Genomic DNA, 23,196 nt, shown 5'->3' with positions numbered 1-23,196 from the left:
ATGCGTGTAATGTTCGTAATATCTCGCGTAGATTCCTTTACAGCCTGAATGGAAGAAAATGACAGCAATTCGTCCAACATATCAAGGGTTACCTCAATTCCATAATCCACCGGATTATTGTAGATCATAATAGGTAAATTACTGTGTTTGGCTACTTCCGAAAAATAAACTATTGTTTCATACGCAGTTGCCTTATAGCGCATTGGTGGTAACATCATAAGACCACTGGCACCAAACTTTTCTGCCTTCTCTGCTGCTTTTAGAGCGCCCTTTGTAGACTGTTCCGCGATATTGACGATCACCGGTACTTTTTGATCTACATAGGCCACGGTTGTTTTGATCAATTGTTCTTTTTCCCCATCCTCTAATGTACTTGCCTCGCCCAGTGTTCCTCCTAAAATAATGCCATGAACCCCAGCTGTAAGTTGTACTTCCAGATTCTTTTCAAACATCTGCATGTCTAGAGTGTCATCCTTCGTAAACTTAGTTGTTACTGCTGGCATTATGCCTTCCCAACGTATTTTCATAGGTGTTTTATTAGTATTGCAAAGTACATTTCTTTCCTTGTAAACACAAGGATTCAACATCGAGAATCTCAGTGCTTATGGAATTAGCTAGTTCCCTGAAAGACAGCATAAAACTATCTTTTCTACGTTCTCTTTTTAAGATGGTTTTAATAAGGAATCATTTTGTTTTTCTTATTTTTGGGCCACTTTCAAAATTAGTGATTTGATATGATAAAGAATATTTATTTGATTGGGCTGGTTTTGCTCACAGGGTGTAATTCTACCCAAAAAACAACCGGAGAAACGGCAGCGGTTGCTAATTCAATGGACCCCTCGGTATATGCCTCAACAATAACCGAACAAGAGCTAAAAGACCATTTATACACCTATGCTTCTGATGAATTTGAAGGAAGAGAAACGGGTACTGATGGGCAAAAAAAGGCAGTTAATTACATCCGCAAAAATTATATGGACCTCGGTATCCCTGCTGCACAGACAAATGGTGACTATTTTCAGAAAGTCCCCTTAGAAATGGCTAAGCTTCCAAAAGGATCTTTAACTATCAACGGAAAGACCTACACATCTGGTGAAGATTTTATAACCTTCTCCGCCTTTGAAGGTACCTATGATGAAATCATCTACGCCGGTTTTGGAATAGAGGATCCGGAGTATTCAGATTTTCAAGGTCTGGATGTTCGGGGAAAGGTGCTTTTAATAAAGGCTGGGGAACCTGTAAATGAAGATGGCACCTATACCATAACCGGAACAGACAAACCCTCTGCCTGGAGCAATATGTCTGAAGCACCTGAAAAACGTTTAGTGGTTGCACTGGCTAAAGGAGCCAAAGCGATCATGTATGTGGATTCTGATAATTATAAGAGATACGAAAGATACTACCAGCGTATGAAGCGCAACGACAAGGGCCGTCTTGGTTTTGAGGATGATAGCAACATCCCCTCGTTAATTTTGACCAGTGAAAATATGGCGGAGGAAATATTACCGGAAATAAATGAATTAAAGAGTTCGGTAATTCGTAAAGCAGACATTGTAGCATCCCTGATGAGCACAAATGAGCCCATTTCAACTGAAAATGTGGTTGCCTTTATTGAAGGTTCAGAAAAGCCAGATGAATACATCGTTCTTTCAGCTCATTTAGACCATATTGGGGTATCCGGTAATGGAAGTATTAATAATGGTGCCGATGATGATGGCTCTGGGACGGTAGCCTTATTGGAAATCGCTGAAGCATTTCAATTAGCAACCAAAGTTGGGAAGCGCCCAAAAAGGTCTATTGTTTTTCTACATGTAACGGCAGAGGAAAAAGGCCTTCTGGGATCCAGATATTACACAGACTCTGATCCGATATTTCCGTTAGACCAAACGGTTGTTAACCTCAATATTGATATGATAGGAAGAATTGATCCCAATAGGGAAGGAAACAGAAACTACGTATATCTTATTGGATCTGATAAACTAAGTTCGGACCTTCATGTATTATCGGAAGAGATCAATAAAAAATATACCAATATTGAATTAGATTACTCCTATAATGATGAGAATGATCCCAATCGTTTTTACTACAGAAGTGATCATTACAATTTTGCGAAGAATAACATTCCGATCATCTTTTATTTCAATGGGACCCATGATGACTACCACCGACCAGGAGACACTCCGGACAAGATCAACTATGATCTGTTGACCAACCGCGCAAAGTTGGTGTTTTATACTGCCTGGGCAGTAGCCAATAGAAGTGAGCGAGTGATATTGGACAAATCGTCTAAGTAAAAAAAAATAGATAACATAAAAATCCCTTGCCAGTTTAGGACGAGGGATTTTTTTATGTCCTTACAAAGTCAAAGGCCAAACATCAAAAAGTCCCGCCTTAAAAAGACGGGACTCGTTTGCTTTTTGGGTGGAAGACCGGGCTCGAACCGGCGACCCTCGGTACCACAAACCGATGCTCTAACCAACTGAGCTACAACCACCATTTGAAGCGTTCGCAAAGGTAATTTTTTTTGAGCAATGCATGCAAATAAAACAATCGATATTTTCAATTTTCAGATCTCCACTGGATAATTACAAAATGTGGTTTGCGGAATACGCTCAATACAGGACCTAATATCTGGCCGTAACGCGTTAAAAACCCGATATAACACACAAAATATGGCTTTTCACAACAATTATTAGAATAGGCTTCTGTTCACCTTTATTTTTAATGCTTGATTGATCCCTAGGTATGTCTTGTATAAAATTCGTTAGATCCCTCAGGTTTTTTGCCACTTTGCGTTATTCTTGCTTAGTGGGCATCGCCTTTTTTTATATTGTACCTAGCAGTGCACAGTCTACAAAACGAAACGAACTTCTAGATCAAATTGAATCGCTGAGAAACGCCGAGAATTTCCAGGATACAGATACAATACACATAGATCTTCTAAATGATCTGGGAAAAGAACTTCGTTTTTATACACTAGACAGCCTCCTCATTCTCTCGAAAGAGGCTATGAAGCTAAGTCAAGAAGCTGAATATATCAGGGGTCAAAGTAGGTCATATCTGGGAATGGGTAATTATTATTCCGATGAAGGATCTCGTGTAGCGGCCATAAATAATTTTACAAAGGCACTCATCCTTGCCAAGAACTCAAAAGATAATACGCTTATACTTCGGATCATGAACAATCTGGGGTCCGAATATGCCTATAAAGGTGATTATGCCAAGGCATTGAACTTGTTTTTAGAAGGTATTGAAATAGCTGAGGAAAAAGATGAGAAAAAGATGCTTTCCATCATGAATGAAAACATTGCCGGTCTTTATGCTTCTCAAAAGGATTTTGACCAGGCCTTGGAATTTTACGAAAAAGTTAAAAGGATAAACGATGAGATCGGAGATGATGTGAATACTGCAGAAACCATGAGCAATTTAGCTTCTCTGTATGCAGATATGGGAAAATTAGACTATGCCATGTTCAGTATTAACCGCAGTATTGCCATCTTTGAAGACCACAGGGTAATGGATTGGCTCGCTTATGCCTATGAAATAAAAGGTAAGGTTTACCTAAAACAGGAAAAATTTCAGTGGGCCCTGTATTGGTATCGTCAGGGAGAGTTATTACATGAAGATCTGGCTGATGATAGAGGTAAGATAGATCTTTACAATGGGATGGCCGAAGCCTACTTTGGTCAACAGAAGGACAGTCTTTCACAGAAATATGCTTTAGATGCATTTGATATTTCCAGCAGGATAAAATTCCTGGAAGGAACTCAAAAATGTGCTAAGACGCTCTATAATATCAACAAAAATAAAAGGGAATTCGAAAAGGCACTTGCTTTTCATGAAATATACCAGGCACTGACCGATACGCTGCACAGGAATGAAAACAAAAAAAGTTTAACGCTTTTAAAAACACGCGCAGAGTATGATCAACAGAAAGTGACCTTAATTGAGGAAAACCAAAAGGCACTCGCCAAGCAAAGAGGGCTAATCTACGCCGGTATCATTGTTTTGGTCATTTTTGCAATAATTACCTTCTTTATAAAAAGAGCTGAAAAAATTCAAAAAAGACTCAATAAGGAATTGCAAATCAAAACAGAAAAACTGGAAAAACAGGAAGTTGCACTGACGGACAGCAATGAGACTAAAACCAAACTTTTTTCTATCATTGGGCACGACCTCAGGGGTCCTATTGGAGCCCTGCAGGGGTTACTTCAAATGTTCACGGATGGAGAAATGACTAAATCGGAATTTTTTGACTTTATCCCAAAATTAAAGAACGATATAGATCATATATATTTTACCCTTAACAACCTCCTTACATGGGGTAATTCTCAAATGAACGGATCTAAGATAAAACCAAGCGTAGTTACGCTGGAGTCTTTGGTTGATGAGAATATTAACCTTCTTTCAGAAGTGGCCGATGCTAAATCGATAAAGATCGTTAGCGAATTAACCGGAAATACGCTGATATGGTCAGATAGTAATCAAATAGACATTGTGGTACGGAACCTTATCAGTAATGCACTTAAGTTTACCCCAGATAATGGTATGATCACCATAAAGGCAAATGAGAAGGATGATCTATGGGAAGTATCTGTACGCGATACAGGAGTGGGTATGGATAAGGTTACAGTAGAAAAGCTTTTCAAGAAAAATGCCAATATAACTACCTATGGTACTAACAATGAAAAAGGTACCGGCCTCGGATTATCGCTTTGTAAAGAGATGATAGAGAAAAATGGTGGAAGTATCTGGGTAGAAAGTACCTTGCGAAAAGGAAGTACCTTCTTCTTCACCTTACCTAAGGCTGAAAACAAATACAGTCAGGCAAGTTAAAAAATATCACTTAGGGTTTTTACACCAATAAATCGCTCCACTGTAAATCCTTCCCCATATTCCACACCTATCATTCGGCCAAGATCTCTTGCCCTATAGATTACGCTATCCGTAAAGTTCTTGCTGCTAATAGGAGTGCTGGGCTCTTTACTTTTAGGATCGTAGAATTGAGAGGAATACGCATTGATGGCTTCTATTTTCTTATCAACAACATCTGAAATATCCAGTACAAAATCGGGTGTTAAATTTTTCCATTGAATATAATGATACACCTGTTTTGGTCGCCATGCCTCCTGCCATTGATCATCTCCTTCGGCTTTTGTATCAATTTTCATTAGTCCACTTAAGAAACAAGCATTACTTACCAACTCACTTCCTCTGGCGTGATCAATATGTCTGTCCTCTATAGCATTGCAAAGAACAATGTCTGGTTTATACATTCGAATCTTTCGAATAAGGGCCATTTGATGTTGCTTATCATTGACAAAAAACCCATCTGCAAATTCCATATTTTCCCGTACACTAAGGCCCAGGATCGCGGCAGAAGCTACTGCCTCTTTATCCCTGATCTCGGCACTACCTCTTGTTCCCAATTCTCCCCTGCTCAGATCAATAACGCCTACCTTTTTTCCAAGAGAAACCTCCTTTGCAATGGTACCTCCTGCGCCCAGTTCAGCATCGTCTGGATGGGCACCAAATACTAAAATATCTAATTTCATAAAATCTTTGAATTTGTCCTATTCGTATGGCTATGTCGCCATGTGTAGTTTTTTTACTGCAACAAGTGCTTGTTCTATATCTGCCATTAGATCTTCAGTTTCTTCAATCCCGACAGAAAAACGTATCAACCCGTCTTTGATGCCTTGTTTAGCCCGCTCTTCGGCCGATAAAAGCGCATGTGAGGTTTGGGTCGGAGATAGTACTGTACTCTCCACACCAGCCAGACTCATGGACGATTTAATTAATTTCAGTGATCTTTGAAAAAGTGAAGCGTCCAGGTCTTTTTTTAATTCAAAAGACATCATCCCGCCAAAACCATGCATTTGTGATTTTGCCAGTGCATGATCTGGATGTGAAGGAAGACCGGGATAATATACCTGAGCGATGTCTGAATGTTTAACCAGGAATTCGGCCATCTTCTGGGCATTTTCATTTTGAGCTTTCACTCTTATCCCCATAGTCTTTAAACTTCGTTCTAATAACCAAACCGTATAATCACTTAAGCTACCTCCCAAATTCTTCGCGAGCTTAAAAATTTGCTCCATATGTTCCGAAGAACATGCTACAGCCCCGGCAAGTATGTCCGAATGTCCTCCCATATACTTGGTAGCACTGTGGATCACCACATCGATCCCAAAATCTATGGGATTTTGATTTACCGGACTGGCAAACGTATTATCTATCATAGAAATTATACCATGGTGCTTCGCGATGTCAGCAAAAGCTTTAATATCTGTAATGGTCAATAAGGGATTAGAAGGCGTTTCTATATAGACTACGCGTGTTGTGGGTCTAATAGCTTTTTCGAATGCCTGCGGTTGCGACCCATCAACAAAAGAGTATTCTATCCCAAAATTATCGAACTGTTCTGTGATCAGATTATAAGTGCCCCCATAAAGCATTTGTTGTAAAATAATATGATCTCCTGCTTTTAGAAATGCGAGGATAGCCGTACTAACAGCCGCCATTCCGCTTCCAAAGATCATGGCCGTTTCCGCATGTTCAAGAGCTGCAATCTTTTGCGAAAGTGCTATTTGATTAGGCGTATTGAAATAGCGTGGATACCTCTTAATATCTACCCCCTCAAAAGCATAGGATGTACTCATATACAAAGGAGAAACAGCTCCTTTATAGGTTTTATCTTCCAGTTCTCCAACATGTGTACAAATGGTATTGATGCCTTTTTTTGATGAACTCATAACAGCCTAATTAATGGGCTTAAAGGTACAAAAATAGCTTAAACCACAGTTTGCTTCCAATACCCTTTTCTAAACCATATAACCGCCATAACGGAGAGTAATACTTCTGCCAGGGTAATTGCAATATATACTCCCATTACTCCCCAGTCTAGGTACAGAGAAACCAGATACGCAAACGGAAGTTGAATAAGCCAGAAGGCAATAAAATTGATCTTGGTTGGTGTCCTTGTATCCCCTGCGCCATTGAAAGCCTGGGTTACTACCATTCCGTAGGCGTAAAATACATACCCGGCTGCCACTACCTGCAAACAAAGTGAGCCATTCTCTATTACTGAGGGTACTTTTGTAAAAAGACCTATGATCCCTTCTGCAAATAGGAGATAGACAAGGGAAATGCAAAACATAAAGATCGCATTGTACTTCCCGGTGAGCCAAACAGATTTTTCCGCTCTTTCTGGTTCTTCCGCACCTAGATTCTGCCCTACCAATGTTGCGGCAGCATTACTCATTCCCCATGCGGGCATAAAGGTGAACATCATTACCCTTATAGCAATGGTATACCCTGCGAGCGCTTCACTTCCAAACTCGGCCATTAGTCTCATTAAGAACACCCAGCTAGAAGTTCCGATCAGGAATTGGGCTATTCCTCCCATGGAAACCCTGATCAAATTCAACATGATCTTTAGCTTCAACACTAAATTTGAAGTATATAGTCGTATTCTACTTCCTCCCCGGAATAAAATATACAATTGGAAGATTACCGCACTACCCCTGCCTATATTCGTCGCTATTGCTGCACCCATAACACCAAATTCGGGAACAGGACCCAATCCGAAAATAAAAATAGGATCTAAAATGATGTTTAGTCCATTAGAAAGGATAAGCGTCCACATGGCAATGGAAGCGTCTCCTGCACCGCGAAAAATTGCATTGATGAGGAATAATAGCACAATGGTGATATTGCCACCTATAAGAAACTTTGTATACCCGTGTCCTTCAGCAATCAGATCAGACGAGCCGCCCATTAAGGAGAGAATCTCCCGTGAGTAAACCAATCCTATGATCCCGATTATTACTGCAACCACAATACCAAGGAAAATGGCCTGCACTGCTGCCTGAGAAGCACCAAATTCATCCTTCTCCCCTATTCGTCTGGCCACAACAGCAGTTGCTGCCATACTCAACCCAATTGCAATGGCATAGACCAGGGTGACTACAGATTCCGTAAGCCCAATAGTAGCCACCGCATTCACACTGATCTGAGAAACATAAGCAATGTCGACAATAGCGAAGATAGATTCCATCATCATCTCCAGGATCATGGGAACAGACAACATAAAGATTGCCTTCCTAATACTTCCTGAAGTGAATTCGGTTTGCTTCCCTTTTACAGCGTCTAAAAAGGAGTTATAGATCTTGTACAATACATTGCCAGACTTGATAGCCATGTTAACCCATATCTTTTGCTAAAGGTGCAAAAAAAATCTAATCCTTTAAAAAAGGGCTTTATTTTGAGTAGTTAACTCGGTATCGCCAGAAACTTATAACCCCAAGTATTCCTACACCAAGGACAGTATACCAAATAAATGACGGAGTGATCACCTGGGCACCGCTGGCGTAGCTATGGAGGCCTACTAAATAGAAATTAACTCCAAAGTAGGTCATCATGATGCTGGCGAAGGCCAGGATACTCAGTAAATTAAAGGTCCATCTTCCCCGTAAGCCTGGTACAAGTCGGGTGTGAATGACGAAGGCATAGATCATGATAGAGATCAGAGCCCATGTCTCTTTAGGGTCCCATCCCCAATACCTTCCCCAACTTTCATTAGCCCACTGACCACCGAGAAAATTCCCTATGGTAAGCATAATTAGGCCCACAGTTAAAGCAAGTTCATTAACAATAGTAAGTTCCTTTAGTGTAAGGTCCATACGTTCTTTATTCTTCTTATTGGTAAGGATAATAAGCAATAAGGAAACGACGCCAAGGATCATGCCAACGGTAAGCGGGCCATAGCTTCCAACAATGACGGCTACGTGAATCATTAGCCAATAGCTGTCTAATACAGGAACCAGATTAGCAATGGACGGATCTACCCAACTTTGGTGGGCTATCCAAAGCAACATGGCAGTAACAAAGGTAGAGGCGGCAATGGTCATATCGCTTTTACGGCCCAGGGCAAATCCAATGCCCAGTGTGGCCCAGGAAACGTACAAAATACTTTCATAGGCATCGCTCCATGGAGCGTGACCCGAAATATACCATCTCATTATTAAACCTGCGGTATGCCAAAAGAAGAAGAGCAATATAACCCCTTTAAAAAAATAAGTCGCTATACGCCAGATCTTGCGGTCCTTAAATATCCTGAATACCAGTACCATAAACATTAATAGCCCTACAAGTGCGTAATATTTGTACAATCTATTAAAGATATCGAGCTTGTTATAGATGGTCTCTGTCTGCACTCTTCCTTTTGAAGGAAGCACTTCCGAACCGTGATTGATCTGATTCTGTTCAAAGGCTGCCAAAAGTTTTTCAGCCTCAGAATAATCGCCGCTTATCTTGGCTTCTCTAAGTGAGATAAGGTAATAAGGCACTGCATTTTTTACAAAGTTAGCATAGAGACTATCAGATATCTGGTAGCGGCCACCTCTATATTCCATGGCTGAGATCCATTTGTTATTCTCATCATTGAGCAAAGGAAATATTTTTAGGATCTCACCACTTAGTGCCCGGTCTAACAGACTAAGCCTAAAATAGGCATCCTTAAAATCTTGCTGGAACTTATTTGGAGCATTGGTGGTAAAGGCCTCTTCAAGAAAAGGTCCTAATTTATTTCGACCCTGGGCATCAAAAAAGTCGGTTGCCTTTATATATTTCTGGCCCTTTGGGATCCCAATGATACTTCGAATGCTATCATTTTGGGCTTTTTTATCGAGTGCGATAAAATCTGTATTGTACCAAAGTGCCGGATTCAGCATCATTGAGAGGAACACCTGGTCTGCATTCAAATCTTTGTAACTGCTCTTAAAGCTTAATTTACGTAGTAATTCCGAAGCAAATGTATTGATAGGCTTCATTCTGCCTCCCTCATCCTGAATGACCAGTTTTCCAAATAATGCTGCATGTTTTTCAGGTATAACTGTACTTTGAAGCATGGAATCGAGCTGCGCTATGCTGGGACCAGCATCATGAGTATGATCATTGTCAGATGGATCTTGCTGAGCTCCCAGGGGAAGTAAGGTGGCCAAGATCAAAAGGCCGGTTATGGCTGCCTTTTTCCTTTTTAATTTTTCCAGTGAACTGGCAAGGTCCTTAAATCGGGTTTTTCCGAAGAACATGATTCCCATCAATCCCAAATAAAGCAAGAAATAGCCCGTATAAGTGATCCAGGTACCTGCCCGGTCATGATTAACGGAAAGAACAGTGCCTTTTTCATCCGTATCAAAACTCGCCTGAAAGAAACGATAACCTTTGTGATCCAGAACGTGATTCATAAAAATATCATAATCAAAAGGCCGCTCATCCTCTACGGTGATCTTGCTCATAAAAGAGGCATACGCCTTCTCGGTTCCCGGGTATTTTTCCGCGATAAAATCGTTTAGCTTAATATTAAAAGGCAATTCGTACACTTTGGATCCGAAAGCAAGGGTAAAGTCGAGCCCACCCAGTGTAAACTTATCTGTGTAATTACTACTGCCCTTTCCTCCAAGGACGTGTTTTTGAACGGTCTCTCCATTTGTGGAGATCTCAACGATAAAAGCGTCCTTTAAATTTGGTGTTTTCTCTTCTTCGGGTACCTCAACTACTCCATATTTTCCTTTTACCACAGGTTCCGGGATAACAAACTGCATAGACCCAATGCTATAAAGAGATCGCAATTGTAACGTTTGCAGGCTGTCTTTTGCCAGGTCACCCTTAAACTGATCTGCCATTCGCATAAAGGAACCTTCAAAAGGAGATCTTATCTGATAAGTTTCACCTTCCGTAAAAATATTGATGGCCCCTTCTGTATCCTTATTTAAGGCAAAAAGTACGTTGTGGATATTCGCAATTTGTCCTTCGGCCAGGTAATGTTCGTGGCGGTTACCATCACCGGCTTCTACGATCTTTAAAAAAGGAGATCCATTTTCATCCGGCACAAGTCCTTCTTTAGCCCCTTGAATAAAGCCTACATAGGATACGCTAAAATCTTGTCCATTAAAATCTTTTCTCCAGGGTAGAGAAGATTGAATCCCTTCAGGGGTAACAATAAGGTCTTCTTGTAACGGCTTGCGCTTCAGTTCACCGTCTATTTCTCCATCTACCAAGACTGTAAAATAGGTTTTATCTGAGTAAAAAACCTTCTCGCTATTCCCCTCTCTAATGGGCATCATCCCTTCAAAGCCAATATAGCGCGTAACTCCGGCTCCAATTATGATAATGATCCAGGAAAGATGGAGTATTAATACAGGCCATTTTTCCCACCGTAATAACTTATAACGAAACATATTTCCACTAAAGTTTATAACAAAAAATATCATAATGACTTCAAACCATTTGGCATTGTAGATCCAGATCTTCGCTGTATCTGTACTGTACCAACTTTCCACAAAAGTTCCTATGGCCATGGAAGTTGCAAATACCAAAAAGAGTACGGCCATAAGGCGATTAGAAAACAAGATATTTTTTAATGTGGATATCATCTAATGTAACTTTAAACCAAATTTCAGGGTCAAAAATACGGCCTTTTTACCGTTTATAAGGATTGATGATGCTATAAAACGTTAAACAAATTTGTTAATTCTTTACTAAGCACTTCCCTCCTAAAAATTGTATTTTTGAACATGGTTAAGGTTGTTCTTATAGGTACCGGTAATGTTGCCAAATTTCTGTTTGATGTCTTTTCTGAACATCCTCAAATTAGTTTGGTCCAGGTAGTTGGAAGAAAGTTGGAAGCCCTGAATTACTTCAAAGAAAAGACGGCTGTAACCCAAGATTACAGGTCTTTGAAAGATGCCGATATTTATATTCTCGCTGTAAAGGACGAAGCCATTCTCGCTGTTTCGCAAGAATTAATGTTACAAGATAGATTGTTGGTTCATACATCCGGTAGTATATCTATGGAGGCACTTCCAGAGAATGCAAGGCGTGGTGTATTCTATCCCCTGCAGACCTTTAGCGGTGTTCCAATTAAAAATAAGGAGAATATCCCATTTTGTGTAGAAGCAGAAAATGAAGAGGATTATACCTTTTTAGAAGATTTGGCAAAATGTATTTCCAACAGTGTGCACAGGGTATCCTCTGAAAAACGAAAGCAACTTCACCTTGCGGCAGTGTTTGCCAATAATTTTACTAATCACATGTACTTCCTTGCCTCTGATATTTGTGCCGAACATGAGGTCCCCTTTGAGCTATTAAAACCCCTTATCCGTGAAACGTATGAAAAGATTATGCACCAGACCCCTTTGGATGCGCAAACCGGACCTGCCAGAAGGAATGATCTAAAAACACTGCAAGAACATCTACTTTTGCTAAAAGATAACAAGCAAAAAAAAGTATATACAACACTATCTGAATCAATACAGGAATCCTATGGAGAAAAGTTATAAGACATACTTAAAACAGATCACTACATTCATTTTTGATGTGGATGGTGTTCTCACGGATGGCACCGTAATGATTACATCGGAGGGAGATCTCCTAAGAAGGATGAATGTACAGGACGGATATGCCATAAAGACAGCTATTCAAAAGGAGTATAACATATGTATAATTACCGGAGGGACCAATGAAGGAGTGAGACAGCGCTTAAGAGGTTTGGGAGTAACAGATATTTACTTGGGGGCACATAACAAAGATGATTCCTTAGAGGAATATTTAGAGCTTTATAACATAAATCCGGAACATGTCTTATATATGGGAGATGATCTACCGGACATTCCGGCGATGAAACAAGTAATGCTCCCAACATGTCCTCAAAATGCCGTACCAGAAGTAAAGAACATCTGCACCTACGTTTCCCACAAAAGTGGTGGCAAAGGATGCGTTCGCGATGTCATTGAGCAAGTCTTAAAAGTACGGGGCGATTGGTTCGATAATTTCAGTGCGGCCAATGATTGAAAATCCCTTAACCTTAAAATTAAAACCCTATCACATTATTTTAGCTTCTGGTTCTCCCAGAAGACAACAATACATGAAAGAATTGGGTATTCCCTTTGAAATTGTCAAAAATCCTGTTGAGGAAGTGTATCCCGATAGTCTAAAAGGCGGAGAAATAGCCACCTATTTGGCGAAACTAAAATCGAGTGGATTAAAAAACACTCTAAAAGAAAAAGACATTTTACTAACCGCAGATACGGTGGTATGGTTTAATAATCGTTCCCTCGCAAAACCAGCTGATAATGAAGAGGCGAAGCAAATACTTAGGGATCTTTCCGGGCAGTGGCATGAAGTGATCACCTCTGTGTGTTTTACCACTGTAGCAGATCAACGGCTGGTAACAAGTACTACCAAGGTGTGTTTTAAAAACCTCTCAGCTGAGGAAATTGATTACTATGTTGAGGTCTATAAACCGTTAGACAAGGCAGGTGCCTATGGAATACAGGAATGGCTTGGTTCTGTCGCTATCACAGAAATAAGGGGGTCTTATGCTAATGTTGTAGGACTGCCAACAAATTTAGTTTACAAAATGTTAATGACCATGGTGTCCTGAAGAGCTTTGGGTAGTTTTGCAAAAAAAAAATTCAACATGATACCCAGAAAGACCTATAATCTCACATTTTCCATTTTTCTATTATTCATTGCCTTAACCTCATGTAAGAAAATAAATCCTGAGCTAGCTGCGACTTTAAGTACACGCATAGGGCATGAGCTTTCTTTTGAAAATTCTGAACTGTTGCCCCCTAAACCATTATCCTCAGAATTTAAAGGTTACTGGTATGCCGGTGATGCGGAGATCAGTTCCTATGCGTTAGAGCAGGCTCGTTATGGCGAATTGAGGAAAGGAACTGCGGTAATGATCTACGTCACCGAGCCCTTTTTGCCTGAGAAACAAGTTAAAGCAGAAAGGAATTCTTCAGAAAATATTTCTGTATTGAAATTAAATGCCACCAAGAATTTCGTAACTGGTATCTATCCATATTCAATAATGAGTAGCACCTTTTTTCCAGTTTACGATAATCAGCATGCCCTAAAAATTTCCTCATCAATTCAAGAATGGTGTGGACACGTATATACACAATTAAATAACAAAAATTCTTTTGAAGTGAAATCTCATTCATATTTTGAAAAAGAAGGAGATCAAGATCTCAGTATAGAAAAAACTCATCTGGAGAATGAATTTTGGACCAGGATCAGGCTGCATCCGGAAGATCTGCCGGTTGGCACTTTAAAAGTGATCCCCTCTCTGGAATATCTGCGATTGGCGCATCAACCAATAAAAGCATATAAAGCAGAGGCCAGTCTTCAAAACGATAAAGAAATAATTACCTATATAGTATCCTATCCAGATCTAAAACGAACACTAAAGATCAATTTCAGTGCCTCCTTTCCTTATGGCATTGAGAGTTGGACAGATTCATATCCCAGTGGTTTTGGACCCGATAGCGAAATATTAACTACTAAAGCTATAAAAATTAAAACCTTAAATACACCTTATTGGCGCCTAAATGGAAATGAGAATGTATCTTTGCGTGATACATTGGGAATCTAGTTTTTATGGAAGATTTTTTCGTCAGGAATTATAGTGAATTTTTAAGTTCGGGTATCACATTGTTGGTCGTGGTTGTGGTGAGATTCTTAACCCTCAAGACCATAAAAAAGGTTGGTAGTCTATCTGACCTGAACGAGGCCAGGACGCGTCTGGTAAGCAAATATTTCTCTTTTGGATTTACGGCTTTAACTATTGTAGCCTTTACCTTGATCTGGGGTGTAAACGTAAGAGAACTAGGACTTATTTTATCATCGGTATTTGCGGTAATTGGGGTTGCACTCTTTGCTCAGTGGTCTATCCTTAGTAATGTAACCGCAGGTATAATTCTTTTCTTTTCCTTCCCATTCAAGATAGGAGACAGAATTATGATCATGGATAAAGAAATTGAAAATGCGGGAACTTATATCATCGAAGATATCAGGGCCTATCATATTCATTTGCGTAGAGAAAATGGCGAATTACTAACATATCCCAACAACCTTTTGCTTCAGAAAGCTGTTCGCGTGATCACAGATGAAACAATTGAAAATGAGGGCAGTGACGCCGTTTAGCCTGTTAAAGAAGTGGTAAAATTCCACCGTAGCCTATTTATCTTTCTATCTTTGAGAACCAATCAAAAATGTCATTTCATGCGCCAATACCTGTTATTTTTATTGGGAATTCTCCTCAATATTACTCTCAATTACGGTCAGGCACCCAAGAAATCATCTTCCACTGATATATATCACAGCCTCGAAAAGTTAAACTTCCTGGGCTCTGCCATGTACCTTGCAGCTCATCCGGATGATGAGAACACAAGGCTTATTTCGTATTTGTCCAATGAAGTACATGCCCGAACGGCATATCTTTCAATTACACGAGGAGATGGGGGTCAGAATTTAATAGGTCCGGAACTACGAGAACTTTTAGGAGTCTTACGTACCGAAGAACTGCTTGCTGCAAGAAGAGTAGATGGGGGAATACAGTACTTTACCCGAGCAAACGATTTTGGATATTCTAAACACCCTGATGAAACTCTTCAACTCTGGGATAAGGAAAAAGTATTGGGTGATGTAGTAAAACTTATCAGAGTCTTTAAGCCTGATGTGATCATTAACCGATTTGATCATCGCACCCCGGGATCTACCCATGGGCATCATACCTCCTCGGCTGTATTAAGCGAGGAAGCCTTTGATCTGGCGGCAAATGCCAATGCTTATAAAGAACAACTCCAATCCGTAGATCTTTGGCAGCCTAAACGACTATTTTTTAATACGTCCTGGTGGTTTTACGGGAGTCAGGAGAATTTTGATAAGGCAGATAAATCGAGATTAATTAATCTGGATATAGGAGTTTATTACCCAATGCTGGGGATGTCTAACAATGAAATTGCATCCATCGCCAGCAGTCAACACTTATGCCAGGGATTTGGCAGGCCCACCTTTCGGGGTTCTGAGCAAGAATATATTGAATTGCTTAAGGGAGATATGCCTGTCAATGATCCTTCGGATCTCTTCGAAGGAATTGACACATCCTGGTCTCGCATAAAAGGCGGGGAAGCCATTGGGAAAATCTTATATACAGTAGAAGAGCAATTCAATTTTAAAGATCCGTCTACTCACCTGAATGATCTTGTTCAAGCGTATAATTTACTTCAAAATGTTGAGGATACACATTGGAAACAGATCAAACTAAATGAACTTGAGAATTTAATAGCAGCTATCACCGGACTTTATCTTGAAGCTTCATCAGAGTCACCATATTCAAATCCTGGAAACTCTGTAAACGTGGATATTGAAGCTGTTAACAGAAGTAATACTTTAATACGATTAAAATCTATTTCTATTGGAGATCAGATTGTCGTTGACCCAAATATAACGTTGGATAACAATATTAAAAAGACGTTTACACTTCAACTTAATATTCCTTCTGCCAAAGGATTTACAAGTCCGTACTGGCTTGCGGAAAAAGGTAGTTTAGGAATGTACAGGGTAGATGATCCTAATCTTATAGGCAGACCGGAAACACCTCCTGCATTTATGGCAGTTTTTTTACTTGAGATCAATACTGTTCCGGTTACTATCAAAAGGCCTGTCGTTTATCGCTATTCTGAGCCAGACAAGGGAGAACTGTATAGTCCTTTCGAGATCCTCCCTCCTGCTACTTCGGGTATCAAGGATAAGGTGCTAATCTTTGCAGATGCTACACCGAAAGAAATTCCTGTAACAGTTAAGGCCTTGAGGGGAAATGTACAAGGAACACTGAAACTCAATGTTCCGGCAGGATGGAAGGTAGATACTGCAAGCCTCCCCTTTAAGATCGAAAAGAATGGGGATGAAAAAACGTATTCTTTCTTAATTACGCCTCCTGCATCGGAAAGTGAGGGCGTCATTTCACCGGTCCTTACAATTGATGGCACTAAAATATCGAAGGAATTGGTGACCATTACTTATGATCATATACCTACCCAATCTGTATTAGTGCCATCTGAAACTAAGGTTGTACGTTTAAACATAGAAAAAGCAGGCCAGGATATTGGTTATTTAATGGGGGCAGGTGATGAAGTACCGGAAAGTCTGGAGCAAATAGGTTATATCGTACACCGGATAGATCCAATTGATATTCAGCCAGGGTCTTTGGACAAATATGATGCAGTGGTCGTAGGGATAAGAGCATACAATGTTGTAGACGAATTAAAGTTTAAGCAAACCTTTCTTTTAGATTATGTGAAGAATGGCGGAAATCTTATCCTTCAATATAATACTTCAGGGAGAACCGGACTTAAGTTTGAGAACTTAGCCCCATATTCACTAGAAGTTTCGAGAGACAGGGTCACAGATGAAAACGCTCCTGTTACGATCTTGGACGCAAAGCATCCAATTATGAATTTTCCCAACAAGATAGAACCCAAAGACTTTGAAGGCTGGGTTCAGGAACGCGGACTTTACTTCCCGGATAAATGGGACGCTGCTTTTACACCAGTGCTATCTATGGCAGATCCCGGAGAAACGCCAAAAGAAGGAAGTCTTTTGATTGCCTCCTATGGAAAAGGAACGTACATTTATACCGGGCTCAGTTTTTTCAGGGAATTACCGGCAGGTGTCTCTGGGGCATACAAATTATTTGCCAATATGCTTTCTCAAAACAAAGTTCAACTGAACAATGAAAATCCGGTAAAAGGAAAGTAATGGATGACTCAAAAACATGGAAAAAAGAATATTCGCTGGTCCTAATCCTGAATATTCTCTATGTGCTTACCTTTTATTTCATCATGATCTCTAACGCTTGATGCATGGGTAATTTAGACTGGTTCATACTCACTAGCACCCTCTTGTTTATTGTTATCTACGGGGTATGGAAAACAAAGGGAAGCAAGAATGTAAGTGACTACGTATTAGGTGGAAAAGAAGCCCGCTGGTGGACCGTTGGTCTATCTGTAATGGCTACCCAGGCAAGCGCCATTACATTTCTTTCTACACCAGGACAGGCCTTTCACGACGGCATGGGATTTGTCCAATTCTATTTTGGCTTACCTCTGGCAATGATTGTGATCTGCCTTGTGTTTGTCCCTATTTACCATAAATTAAAGGTCTTTACGGCCTATGAGTTCCTTGAAAAACGCTTCGATCTAAAAACCAGGTCCTTAGCCGCAATACTTTTTCTAATTCAAAGAGGTCTATCTGCCGGGATAACTATTTATGCCCCATCTATTATTTTGTCTGCGGTCTTGGGTTGGGATCTACTTACGCTTAACATCATAATCGGGATCCTTGTTATCATCTATACGGTTTCAGGTGGAACCAAAGCGGTGAGCGTTACTCAGAAACAGCAAATGATCATCATAATGACAGGCATGTTCATAGCTTTCTTCTTTATACTTGGGGCACTACCTCCCGAAATATCATTTAGCAATGCTTTAAAAGTGGCAGGTGCCAGTGAAAAATTAAATATCCTTGATTTTGATCTAAACACCTCTAGCAGATATACGTTCTGGAGTGGCATTACAGGTGGCTTCTTCCTGGCTTTGGCCTATTTTGGAACAGATCAAAGTCAGGTGCAGCGCTACTTATCTGGCAAATCTATACGAGAAATGCAGCTAGGACTTGTTTTTAACGGCATTTTTAAGATCCCAATGCAATTCTTTATATTATTGGTCGGGATCATGGTCTTTGTGTTTTATCAGTACAATCCTTCTCCTATCAATTTTAATCCGGCCGCCAGGATTGCCGTTGAGAATTCGGAATACGCAGAGGACTATAAAGAATTAGAAGAGAGGCATATGGAAATAGAGCTCGAAAAAACCATGGCCCAGGATGAGTTCTACGGTGCACTTAAGTTACAGGAATACGCGGCAACAATGGAGGCCAAGCAACATATCCTGGAAGTAAATCAAAAAGAAAAGCTAAATAGGGAAAAAGCCAAATTACTGATCTCACAAGCCGATACCTTGGTACAAACAAATGATAAGGATTATGTATTTATACATTTTATCCTAAATAATCTACCCAAGGGATTAATAGGCTTATTATTAGCTGTGATCCTCTCCGCTGCCATGTCGTCTACCGCTTCTGAGTTAAATGCCCTTGGCACCATTAGTGCGCTAGATCTGTATAAACGAAATAAAAAAGGTGAGTTTAGCCAAGAACATTATGTGAAGGTGTCCAAAGCGTTTACCTTGCTGTGGGGAATAATTGCTATTTGCATAGCTTGTGTTGCAGATCTGTTTGACAATTTAATTCAGTTAGTGAATATTATTGGTTCAATTTTTTATGGCAACGTACTTGGTATTTTCTTATTAGCCTTCTTTTTTAAGTTCGTAAAAGGAAACGCCGTATTTGTAGCCGCTGTTATTACCCAGATCATTGTTATTGTAGGTTATCAATTAGATTGGATGTCCTATTTGTGGCTTAATGCTTTTGGTTGTTCGCTGGTTATCATATTTGCGATGATCCTGGAAGTCTTTGATCGCGTTCTGAAGAATCCCTCCCTTGAAACATAAAAAACCCCTGTAAATACAAGGGTTTTTATTATTTCTAAAAAAGAATTATGCTACATAGCGCCCCATTCCTTAAGGGAATCCTGGTTCATTTTTACATAATCCGCATTGTTGGCCGCTTTGGCAACGGCTAAAGATCGCTTAGCTGCTTCAATAGCGCCTTTCTTGTTTCCCATTTTGGCATAGATAAGCGACTGAGCTCGCATCATCCAGAAGGCATTCTCATTCATAGAAACAGCCTTATCTATCCATTCTTTTGCTTTATTCAGATCCATTCCCTCATCGTAGTAAAAAGAAGCGGCTGCGAAATAATCATTGCCAGAAGGACCTCCCATTGTAGCTTCAATACTCTTTATGGTCATCTCTTTGGAAGGTACCATAAAAGGCACGCCTACATAGGTGTTTTCCCACATCATTCCCAGGGTGGAACCACTACTGTGCATATCGTCAAAGGAAATCGTAAAAGTCTCAATTGGCATTTCTACTGGCATTGTGTTCACCTTTATTTGGGCAGCAACCTTGCTTTCATCCCATTCCTGAGGTGTACCCCCTCCTGTTGTTTCGGTGTAAAAATATACGTCCCATGAAGACGCACTTGGCTTGGTAAAGATTGCATAAGATCCAGCCTTTAAAGATCCATCCCCAACTGTTACATCAGTACTAAAAGTGATCTTAGTTCTTGCATTGGCTCCGGTTCTCCATATTTTATCAAAAGGAACCAAATTGCCAAATATGGTTCTTCCACGCATAGAAGGACGGGAATATTCAACAGTTACATCGGTTAAGCCAACGCGTTGCATAACCGTTGAAAAAGGGCTCGGTTGAGGCGCTTGTATTTGTGCCTGCATAGATAAGGACGCTATAAAAGCGATCGCAATAAACACTACTTTTTTCATTTCATTTTGGGTTTTATATTCTACACAAAAATACTTATAAAAACATAGAATCAGGAGCAGATCTCAAAAAGACAAGCATTATATAGCAAGACAAAGCAAATAGACCAGCATTTATTGATCTATAGTTCTTCAACTTTACTATTTGTTTAACAATATATATTTTTTATTAAACATAATTGCTCTTAGTTTTGTTGAAAACTAAATTATGAGCATGTATCGCTTAGAGTCCAAACAGGCCCTGCCCATTTCCAGACAGATCGCCTGGGAGTTCCTGTCAGATCCTGCTAATTTAAAGGTCATTACTCCGCCAGCAATGGGTTTTGAGATCTTATCTGGGGCCGATAGGCCAATGTTTCCGGGACAGATCATTCAATACAAGGTGCATCCTTTTCCGGGCTATACTACCAAATGGGTCACCGAAATAACACATGTTAAGGATGGTTCATATTTTGTGGATGAACAACGTTTTGGTCCTTATGCATTATGGCATCACAAGCACTTTATTAATGAAATAGATGGCGGAATAGAAATGGAGGATGTAATTGATTATAAACTTCCACTTGGAATCCTCGGTCAGTGGGCACATCCATTAATAGTTAAAAAACAATTGAAGACGATTTTTAACTTTCGTGAAAAACAATTAGAAGCCCGGTTTGGATGTCTTGATAAAATGAAAAACTCGCTTGTCATTAAAAAGATTTAAATATGAAAAAAAATATTCTTCTTATCGGAGGTTCCCATGGTATTGGCCTTGAAATAGTAATGCTTTTAAAGGATTCTCACAATCTATTCATTGCATCCAGGACCGCAGATGATATCGCCGGGTTACCTGTTACGCATATCCCCTTTGATGTTTCCAAAGACGTGTTGGATCTGTCTCAACTTCCCGAAGAATTACATGGCTTTGTATATTGCCCGGGGAGTATTAATCTTAAACCTATTAAAATGATGGACCTTGAAGCTTTCAGGGCAGACATGGAAATCAACTTTTTTAGTTTGGTTAAAACAGTAAAAGAGGTACTTCCAAAAATGGCTGAAAATTCGTCCATGGTGTTTTTTAGCACTGTTGCTGTTGCTATGGGTATGCCTTTCCATACCAGTGTGTCTGCTGCCAAAGGAGCTATAGAAGGATTTTCCAAGGCCTTAGCGGCCGAGTACACACCCAGGATACGAGTGAATGTTATTGCTCCTTCCCTGGTAGATACCCCATTGGCTTCCCGTCTACTGAGTAATGACAGAAAAAAAGAGATAATGGCGGAAAGACATCCATTAAAACGTGTTGGTACTGCGCAAGATATAGCTCACATGGCCGTATTTTTACTAAATGAAGAGAGTGGATGGATGACAGGACAGGTTCTGGGTGTAGACGGAGGCATGTCGTCTCTAAACATTTCTTAATATGGAGAAAATTTCCATTTTTTGGTTTCGACGAGATCTAAGACTCGAAGATAATACAGGGCTTAGTAAAGCCTTAAAGGGAGATTTCCCGGTTTTACCTCTTTTTATCTTTGATCCCAACATACTAAGTGAACTTCCTAAAGACGATGCAAGGCTCTCCTTTATTTACAATACTATAAAAAAAATGAGAGCCCGACTGTTAAAGGAGAATTCCAGTTCCATTGGTATCTTTTACAATGATCCACTAGAAGTATTTAAAGAACTTGGCCAAAACTACGACTTGCAAGCTGTCTATACCAATACCGACTATGAGCCCTACGCGAGAGAACGAGACGATGGCTTAGCTTCCTACCTTGAAAATAAGGGAATCACATTCCAAACCTTTAAAGATCAGGTAATCTTTGAAAAGGACGAAGTAGTAAAAAATGATGGCGATCCATATATTGTCTATACGCCTTATATGAAGCTTTGGAAAAAACGCTTTAATGAAACTAAACCCCTTCAAAAAGAGGAAGAAAAACCTCAATTAAAAAACCTAATACAAGATACAACTTTACCGGATCTGGAATTATCGGATCTGGGCTTTGTTCCTTCCTCTATTAGCATTCCTGAGTACAATGTATCATCATCACTTATAGGGAATTATGAAAAGACCCGTAATTTTCCTGCTTTGGAAGGCACCTCTCATCTTGGTCCTCATTTGCGATTTGGCACCGTTTCTATTCGCCAAATGGTTAAAAAAGCCATTTCTGAAAAGAACGAGACGTTTTGGAATGAGCTTATATGGCGCGAATTCTTTATGCAGATCCTGTGGCATTTCCCACATACTACCCAGGAAGCCTTTAAAAAGAAATACGATCGGATCAATTGGAGAAACAATGAGGAGGAATTTGAAAAATGGAAGAAAGGAGAAACAGGCTATGCATTGGTGGATGCAGGGATGCGAGAACTGAACACTAGCGGATATATGCATAACAGAGTGCGCATGTTGGTGGCCAGTTTCCTCTGCAAGCACTTGCTGATAGACTGGCGATGGGGTGAGGCCTATTTCGCCGAAAAGCTGTTAGACTATGAATTGAGCAGTAATGTGGGTAATTGGCAATGGGCCGCAGGCAGTGGCGTAGATGCTGCTCCTTATTTCAGAATATTCAACCCCATGACCCAGGTAGAAAAATTTGATAAGGACAGGATCTACATTAAGAAATGGGTGCCGGAAATAGATAGTAAAGACTATGTCTCCAAAATGGTAGATCATAAAGAAGCCCGTGAAAGATGTCTTGAGACATACAAGGCGGCACTATCATAATTTATCTGCCGGGTCCTTGGCCTTGGGTTGATATTGAGCTGGTTTTATCATTAATGGGCAACCTCCCCGCCTGCTCTAATTTTTTAGTATATTTAAGATCCTAATAAACGGCATGTCTGGCAATAAAACAATTCCTACTTCTCAATCTGTTGATGAATTCCTTGAGTCAATTCCT

At 40.1% G+C, this 23,196-nt stretch carries 18 protein-coding genes and 1 tRNA gene; 12 read left to right on the top strand and 7 right to left on the bottom strand.

What is annotated here, in order from left to right:
* On the bottom strand, positions 1-527 hold a 527-nt coding region (locus tag Q0X72_RS06880), incomplete at its 3' end, for a dihydrodipicolinate synthase family protein (protein WP_297763277.1).
* Positions 528-734: 207 nt separating this feature from the next.
* Here Q0X72_RS06880 and Q0X72_RS06875 point away from each other — a divergent pair.
* On the top strand, positions 735-2,294 hold the full coding sequence (locus Q0X72_RS06875) for a M28 family peptidase (protein WP_297763258.1): 1,560 nt from the start codon (positions 735-737) through the stop codon (positions 2,292-2,294).
* A gap of 125 nt (positions 2,295-2,419) precedes the next feature.
* On the opposite strand, the gene Q0X72_RS06870 is transcribed toward Q0X72_RS06875, so the two are convergent.
* Positions 2,420-2,495: transfer RNA gene (locus Q0X72_RS06870), tRNA-His, on the bottom strand.
* Positions 2,496-2,808: 313 nt separating this feature from the next.
* Between Q0X72_RS06870 and Q0X72_RS06865 the strand changes: the two genes are divergently transcribed.
* The gene (locus Q0X72_RS06865) at positions 2,809-4,836 is read left to right on the top strand and encodes a tetratricopeptide repeat-containing sensor histidine kinase (protein ID WP_297763255.1); all 2,028 of its coding nucleotides are present in this window, start codon (positions 2,809-2,811) and stop codon (positions 4,834-4,836) included.
* On the opposite strand, the gene bshB1 is transcribed toward Q0X72_RS06865, so the two are convergent.
* The 4 genes from bshB1 to ccsA are packed head-to-tail and all read right to left on the bottom strand — an operon-like array spanning position 4,833 to position 11,438.
* Complete coding sequence (gene bshB1, locus Q0X72_RS06860; protein WP_297763252.1) at positions 4,833-5,555, bottom strand: bacillithiol biosynthesis deacetylase BshB1; 723 nt, start codon at positions 5,553-5,555, stop codon at positions 4,833-4,835. The two genes, Q0X72_RS06865 and bshB1, sit on opposite strands and share 4 nt — an antisense overlap.
* Before the next feature lie 30 nt (positions 5,556-5,585).
* A complete protein-coding gene (locus tag Q0X72_RS06855; RefSeq protein WP_297763250.1) occupies positions 5,586-6,755 on the bottom strand; it encodes a PLP-dependent aspartate aminotransferase family protein in 1,170 nt (389 codons plus the stop codon).
* Positions 6,756-6,793: 38 nt separating this feature from the next.
* Positions 6,794-8,203 (bottom strand): MATE family efflux transporter, encoded by a 1,410-nt coding sequence (locus Q0X72_RS06850; RefSeq protein WP_297763248.1) that lies wholly within the window; start codon positions 8,201-8,203, stop codon positions 6,794-6,796.
* 58 nt (positions 8,204-8,261) lie between these two features.
* Positions 8,262-11,438 (bottom strand): cytochrome c biogenesis protein, encoded by a 3,177-nt coding sequence (gene ccsA / locus Q0X72_RS06845; protein WP_297763246.1) that lies wholly within the window; start codon positions 11,436-11,438, stop codon positions 8,262-8,264.
* Positions 11,439-11,579: 141 nt separating this feature from the next.
* Here ccsA and Q0X72_RS06840 point away from each other — a divergent pair, with 141 nt between their 5' ends.
* The 7 genes from Q0X72_RS06840 (at position 11,580) to Q0X72_RS06810 (ending at position 19,424) form a co-directional block, all read left to right on the top strand.
* Positions 11,580-12,344, top strand: coding sequence for a Rossmann-like and DUF2520 domain-containing protein (locus Q0X72_RS06840; RefSeq protein WP_297763274.1), 765 nt, complete (start codon positions 11,580-11,582; stop codon positions 12,342-12,344).
* Entirely contained in the window at positions 12,328-12,855 is a 528-nt protein-coding gene (locus Q0X72_RS06835; protein WP_297763244.1) for an HAD family hydrolase, read from the top strand. Before Q0X72_RS06840 ends, Q0X72_RS06835 begins: the two co-directional genes overlap by 17 nt.
* Positions 12,848-13,447 carry a Maf family nucleotide pyrophosphatase gene (locus tag Q0X72_RS06830; RefSeq protein ID WP_297763242.1) on the top strand — a complete coding sequence of 200 codons (600 nt, stop codon included), beginning with the start codon at positions 12,848-12,850 and terminating at the stop codon, positions 13,445-13,447. The genes Q0X72_RS06835 and Q0X72_RS06830 overlap by 8 nt, the downstream gene beginning before the upstream one ends.
* Before the next feature lie 36 nt (positions 13,448-13,483).
* Entirely contained in the window at positions 13,484-14,446 is a 963-nt protein-coding gene (locus tag Q0X72_RS06825; protein WP_297763241.1) for a septum formation inhibitor Maf, read from the top strand.
* 5 nt (positions 14,447-14,451) lie between these two features.
* The gene (locus Q0X72_RS06820; RefSeq protein WP_297763240.1) at positions 14,452-14,997 is read left to right on the top strand and encodes a mechanosensitive ion channel domain-containing protein; all 546 of its coding nucleotides are present in this window, start codon (positions 14,452-14,454) and stop codon (positions 14,995-14,997) included.
* A 78-nt stretch (positions 14,998-15,075) separates the two neighbouring features.
* The gene (locus Q0X72_RS06815; RefSeq protein WP_297763238.1) at positions 15,076-17,613 is read left to right on the top strand and encodes a PIG-L family deacetylase; all 2,538 of its coding nucleotides are present in this window, start codon (positions 15,076-15,078) and stop codon (positions 17,611-17,613) included.
* A gap of 104 nt (positions 17,614-17,717) precedes the next feature.
* Positions 17,718-19,424, top strand: coding sequence for a sodium:solute symporter (locus tag Q0X72_RS06810; RefSeq protein WP_297763236.1), 1,707 nt, complete (start codon positions 17,718-17,720; stop codon positions 19,422-19,424).
* Positions 19,425-19,474: 50 nt separating this feature from the next.
* On the opposite strand, the gene Q0X72_RS06805 is transcribed toward Q0X72_RS06810, so the two are convergent.
* On the bottom strand, positions 19,475-20,317 hold the full coding sequence (locus tag Q0X72_RS06805) for a DUF2911 domain-containing protein (RefSeq protein ID WP_297763233.1): 843 nt from the start codon (positions 20,315-20,317) through the stop codon (positions 19,475-19,477).
* Between the two features lie 205 nt (positions 20,318-20,522).
* Between Q0X72_RS06805 and Q0X72_RS06800 the strand changes: the two genes are divergently transcribed.
* The 3 genes from Q0X72_RS06800 to Q0X72_RS06790 are packed head-to-tail and all read left to right on the top strand — an operon-like array spanning position 20,523 to position 23,021.
* A complete protein-coding gene (locus Q0X72_RS06800; RefSeq protein ID WP_297763230.1) occupies positions 20,523-21,020 on the top strand; it encodes an SRPBCC family protein in 498 nt (165 codons plus the stop codon).
* A 2-nt stretch (positions 21,021-21,022) separates the two neighbouring features.
* A complete protein-coding gene (locus Q0X72_RS06795; RefSeq protein ID WP_297763228.1) occupies positions 21,023-21,715 on the top strand; it encodes an SDR family NAD(P)-dependent oxidoreductase in 693 nt (230 codons plus the stop codon).
* Between the two features lies 1 nt (position 21,716).
* A complete protein-coding gene (locus Q0X72_RS06790; protein ID WP_297763225.1) occupies positions 21,717-23,021 on the top strand; it encodes a deoxyribodipyrimidine photo-lyase in 1,305 nt (434 codons plus the stop codon).
* Positions 23,022-23,196 lie beyond the last annotated feature (175 nt).

Source organism: uncultured Muriicola sp. (assembly GCF_947258935.1).
Taxonomy (GTDB): Bacteria; Bacteroidota; Bacteroidia; order Flavobacteriales; family Flavobacteriaceae; genus Muriicola.
The sequence above is the reverse complement of the archived record's forward strand: the minus strand, read 5'-3'. Positions and strand labels throughout refer to the sequence as shown.

Excerpts from the sequence above, each read along its gene's own strand:
- Q0X72_RS06805 (WP_297763233.1), bottom strand. The coding sequence starts at position 20,317 with ATGAAAAAAGTAGTGTTTATTGCGATCGCTTTTATAGCGTCCTTATCT.
- Q0X72_RS06800 (WP_297763230.1), top strand. The coding sequence starts at position 20,523 with ATGAGCATGTATCGCTTAGAGTCCAAACAGGCCCTGCCCATTTCCAGA.
- Q0X72_RS06875 (WP_297763258.1), top strand. The coding sequence starts at position 735 with ATGATAAAGAATATTTATTTGATTGGGCTGGTTTTGCTCACAGGGTGT.
- Q0X72_RS06840 (WP_297763274.1), top strand. The coding sequence starts at position 11,580 with ATGGTTAAGGTTGTTCTTATAGGTACCGGTAATGTTGCCAAATTTCTG.
- Q0X72_RS06855 (WP_297763250.1), bottom strand. The coding sequence starts at position 6,755 with ATGAGTTCATCAAAAAAAGGCATCAATACCATTTGTACACATGTTGGA.
- Q0X72_RS06850 (WP_297763248.1), bottom strand. The coding sequence starts at position 8,203 with ATGGCTATCAAGTCTGGCAATGTATTGTACAAGATCTATAACTCCTTT.
- Q0X72_RS06835 (WP_297763244.1), top strand. The coding sequence starts at position 12,328 with ATGGAGAAAAGTTATAAGACATACTTAAAACAGATCACTACATTCATT.
- ccsA (WP_297763246.1), bottom strand. The coding sequence starts at position 11,438 with ATGATATCCACATTAAAAAATATCTTGTTTTCTAATCGCCTTATGGCC.
- Q0X72_RS06825 (WP_297763241.1), top strand. The coding sequence starts at position 13,484 with ATGATACCCAGAAAGACCTATAATCTCACATTTTCCATTTTTCTATTA.
- Q0X72_RS06790 (WP_297763225.1), top strand. The coding sequence starts at position 21,717 with ATGGAGAAAATTTCCATTTTTTGGTTTCGACGAGATCTAAGACTCGAA.
- Q0X72_RS06820 (WP_297763240.1), top strand. The coding sequence starts at position 14,452 with ATGGAAGATTTTTTCGTCAGGAATTATAGTGAATTTTTAAGTTCGGGT.
- bshB1 (WP_297763252.1), bottom strand. The coding sequence starts at position 5,555 with ATGAAATTAGATATTTTAGTATTTGGTGCCCATCCAGACGATGCTGAA.
- Q0X72_RS06815 (WP_297763238.1), top strand. The coding sequence starts at position 15,076 with ATGCGCCAATACCTGTTATTTTTATTGGGAATTCTCCTCAATATTACT.
- Q0X72_RS06795 (WP_297763228.1), top strand. The coding sequence starts at position 21,023 with ATGAAAAAAAATATTCTTCTTATCGGAGGTTCCCATGGTATTGGCCTT.
- Q0X72_RS06810 (WP_297763236.1), top strand. The coding sequence starts at position 17,718 with ATGGGTAATTTAGACTGGTTCATACTCACTAGCACCCTCTTGTTTATT.
- Q0X72_RS06830 (WP_297763242.1), top strand. The coding sequence starts at position 12,848 with ATGATTGAAAATCCCTTAACCTTAAAATTAAAACCCTATCACATTATT.